Consider the following 3,639-nt stretch of genomic DNA (forward strand, 5'->3'; position numbering starts at 1 on the left):
CCATGTTGTGGTCGATGCTATCAAGTAAAGCCGATTGGGTAATTATATCCTGATCGCAGGGTTTGCTCTTTAGCAGATTGGTTTTAGGTTAGGAATTATATGAACAGGCCGTTCGAAATTCGAATGGCCTGTTTTTTTGCCGTGTAGTTTGGGGGAGCACAGTACGTTCCGCAAAACAGTTCCTGCAAAGCAGAATATAGGAATGTTTGTATTCCCGCGGTCAGTTTTCCTGTATCATACTCCGCAAACGCGATCGGTTATTCTTCTATATTGATCAGACAGGATCGTTGTCAGGGGGGTGATTTGCCAAGTTTTAACTGGCTGAATGCTTATCAAATAACCAGTGCGGTGCCTCATTTAGAATTTCCAAAATTGGGGAATTCCATGAATATGGCCATAACGGTTGCTTTGACCCAGATGGAAAACAGTCAATGGTGGCCCGAAGAACAAATAGAAGAAGCTCAGTTCGGGCAACTTTTTCAACTGTTAAAATACGCAATTAAAACAGTTCCCTATTATAAGAATTTCCCTGTGCCTAACTCGCCGCAGGAATTACAGTGTACTTGGCAAGACTTACCTATTCTTGAGCGGGGTAACATCGTGGGGGAAGGGGGCGACCTTCTTTCAAAATTTCCCCCAAACAGCCACGGTAAAATTAAAACGCAATATACGTCTGGGTCGACGGGCCAGCCCATTGCCGTTAAAAACACACAGTTAAGCCGGGTGTTCTGGCGGGCCTTTACCACAAGAGATCATATTTGGCATGGCAGAAACCCAGCTTGGAAGTTGGGACATATTCGGATCGCAAAAAAAGGAGTGGCCGAGTACCCGGGAACCGTTGGGAAAGGATGGGGTGCGCTCAAAGGTAAAGACGCCTTGATTGAAACGGGACCAATAGCTGGGCTTAACATCAATGCAAAAGTTGAAGAACAGGCTGAATGGCTTTTACGCAATGAGCCGGATTTCCTTATCACCTATCCAAGTGTTATTCAAAGGTTGGCAGAACATTGCTTGAAACAAGGGATACGCCCGACCAACCTTAAACAGGTCGAAACAATTTCCGAAGTTCTGACGGATAAAGTTCGTCACCTTGTCGATCAGGCTTTCGGGGTCAAGATTGTTGATCTGTATTCCACGCGCGAACTGGGGTATTTGGGGTTACAATGCCCTGAAAACAATCATTACCATGTTCAAAGTGAAGGAATTTATCTGGAGGTTGTTGACGAACAGGGGCATGCCTGTCCTGCTGGTGTTCCGGGAAAAATTGTTGTGACGCCTTTGCATAATTTTGCCATGCCTCTTATTCGCTATGCTGTAGGGGATTACGGCGTTATTGGCGACCCTTGTTCTTGTGGACGTGGCCTGCCTGTTCTCAAATCGATCCTAGGTCGAGAGCGAAACAGGTTACGGCAACCAGATGGCGAATATCGGTGGATTGCCTTATCTGCAATGGCTTATGGTGAAATGCTGGCAATTGCACCTATCCGTGAATATCAGATTGTTCAGGTGTCTCTGGATGAATTGATCCTTAATGTTGCTGTGGATGTTGACTTGTCGACTGACCAGATAAAAACACTTTCCCTGTGGGCGCAAAAATCATTGCCCTTTGCTGGAAAAGTGACGGTGATCGGGCATGACGAACTGAAACGATCCGCGAATGGAAAATTGGAATTGTTTCAAAGTTTAATTGAATAATATCGCTGACGAAGCTTGGTTTTGACAAGGTTTATTCAGCACGGTTCCAAGTCCATATTTTCGTAATTATCAGTGGACTGATCCTGAAAAGACTTTTACTCTTTCTCGCTTATAACAAGAATAACTTTTTTGGGAGTTTATAATGTTAAAGCACCTCTCTGGGGCGGCGGCGATTGCAACCGGGTTATGTCTGATGGCAGCACCTGTGCAGGCTGATTATTCCTTAAACATTCTGCATATTAATGATTTACACTCGCGCATTCTGCCGGTGAACAAATATGATTCCACTTGCGGGGACGAAGATCTTGCCGAAGGTAAGTGCTTTGGCGGTTTTGCCCGGGTATCTAAGGCATTGAACGACCGTCGTTCTGCCCTGGAAGCCAAAGGCGGTAACGTATTGGTTCTTGATGCAGGTGACCAGTTTCAGGGCTCATTGTTTTATACAAATTACAAAGGTCAGGCCGCAGTTGAGCTTATGAACATGACTGGCTTTGACGTCATGACCATTGGTAACCATGAATTTGATGACGGACCGGAAGTATTTTTACAGTTTATTGAAAAAGCAAACTTTCCGATCATTGGGGCCAATACCATTGCTGCACCAGGATCAGTTCTGCGCGGTAAATACGGTACTTCTATCGTTTTGGAACGCGGCGGTGAAAAGATCGGTGTGATCGGCGCACTCGCCGAAGATACAGATGAAACATCAAGTCCGGGCGATAGTATTACTTTCTTTGATACAGCAAATGCCGTGCAGCCTATTGTTGATCAAATGCAGGCTCAGGGTGTTAATAAGATTATTTTACTAAGTCATTTGGGTGTTCCCCGTGATAAGCAAGTCGCAAAGCAGTTGACGGGTGTCGATGTGATTGTCGGTGGCCACAGCCACACCTTGCTTTCCAATTCAAATGATCGTGCCGAAGGACCTTACCCCGTTGTTGAGACAGCCCCTGATGGCAAAAAGGTTCCTATTGTTCAGGCCTATGCCTATTCCAAGTTTATGGGTGAACTTAACTTAACTTTTGATGACGATGGTAACCTGAAAGACTGGAGCGGGGATACTGTTCTGCTGGATCAGTCCTATCCCGAAGATGCAAAGATGCAAGCGCGCATTGTTGAATTGAACAAGCCACTGGCTGAAATTCAAAAACGCGAAGTAGGGTCTGCATCAAGTGTGATTGATGGATCAAGATCTGTTTGTCGTGCAGGAGAATGCGCAATGGCTAACATCGTTGCTGATTCAATGCTTGCCCGTGTGAATTCAACGGGTGGCGATGCTGTTATTGCACTACAAAACGGTGGTGGCGTTCGTGCCTCTATTGATGCTGGCCCGGTAACAATGGGCGAAGTTCTTACTGTGCTGCCTTTCCAGAATACCATAGCGACTTTCAAGCTTAAGGGCGCACACTTTATTGAAGCGCTTGAAAATGGACTATCAAAAGTAGAAGAAGGAGCAGGGCGTTTCCCACAGCTAGCTGGTGCCCGTTATACTTGGGACCCAAAAGCAGAGCCGGGGGCGCGTGTTGTTTCCGTCGAAGTTGGTAATGAGAAAGATGGCTTTGTTGCTCTGGATGAAAATAAGATCTATAGCATGGTAACAAACAACTATGTTCGTAACGGTGGTGACGGATACAGCGTTTTGGCAGATCACGCTATTGATGCTTATGATTATGGACCAAGTCTGGAAGATGCACTTGCTGAATATATCACAGCAAACAGCCCGGTAGAGGGTACGATCTCTGGACGTGTTACTGCTAAAAAGTAAGAATGCTGCCCAAAAGATTACAACAACTCTTGTTGATGTGATTAACTTACAAAGGTTCTGCGTAATGCAGAGCCTTCATTGTTTATACTCTATGATTACTACCTTATCGTTGAGCGTAAGGCTATTGTCATTTTCCAAAAAGAAAACCCCGCCAGATGGCGGGGTTTTGTACTTTCTTT

General features: G+C 45.4%; 2 protein-coding genes. Both read left to right on the top strand.

Features of this window, described 5'->3' with window-relative positions; translation table 11 throughout:
• The first annotated feature begins 384 nt into the window (after positions 1 to 384).
• Entirely contained in the window at positions 385 to 1,695 is a 1,311-nt protein-coding gene (locus Q0241_RS18570) for a hypothetical protein (RefSeq protein ID WP_299380535.1), read from the top strand.
• A 142-nt stretch (positions 1,696 to 1,837) separates the two neighbouring features.
• Positions 1,838 to 3,460 carry a bifunctional metallophosphatase/5'-nucleotidase gene (locus tag Q0241_RS18575; protein WP_299380537.1) on the top strand — a complete coding sequence of 541 codons (1,623 nt, stop codon included), beginning with the start codon at positions 1,838 to 1,840 and terminating at the stop codon, positions 3,458 to 3,460.
• Positions 3,461 to 3,639: the final 179 nt, after the last annotated feature.

The organism is uncultured Kiloniella sp. (assembly GCF_937128705.1).
Taxonomy (GTDB): Bacteria; Pseudomonadota; Alphaproteobacteria; order Kiloniellales; family Kiloniellaceae; genus Kiloniella.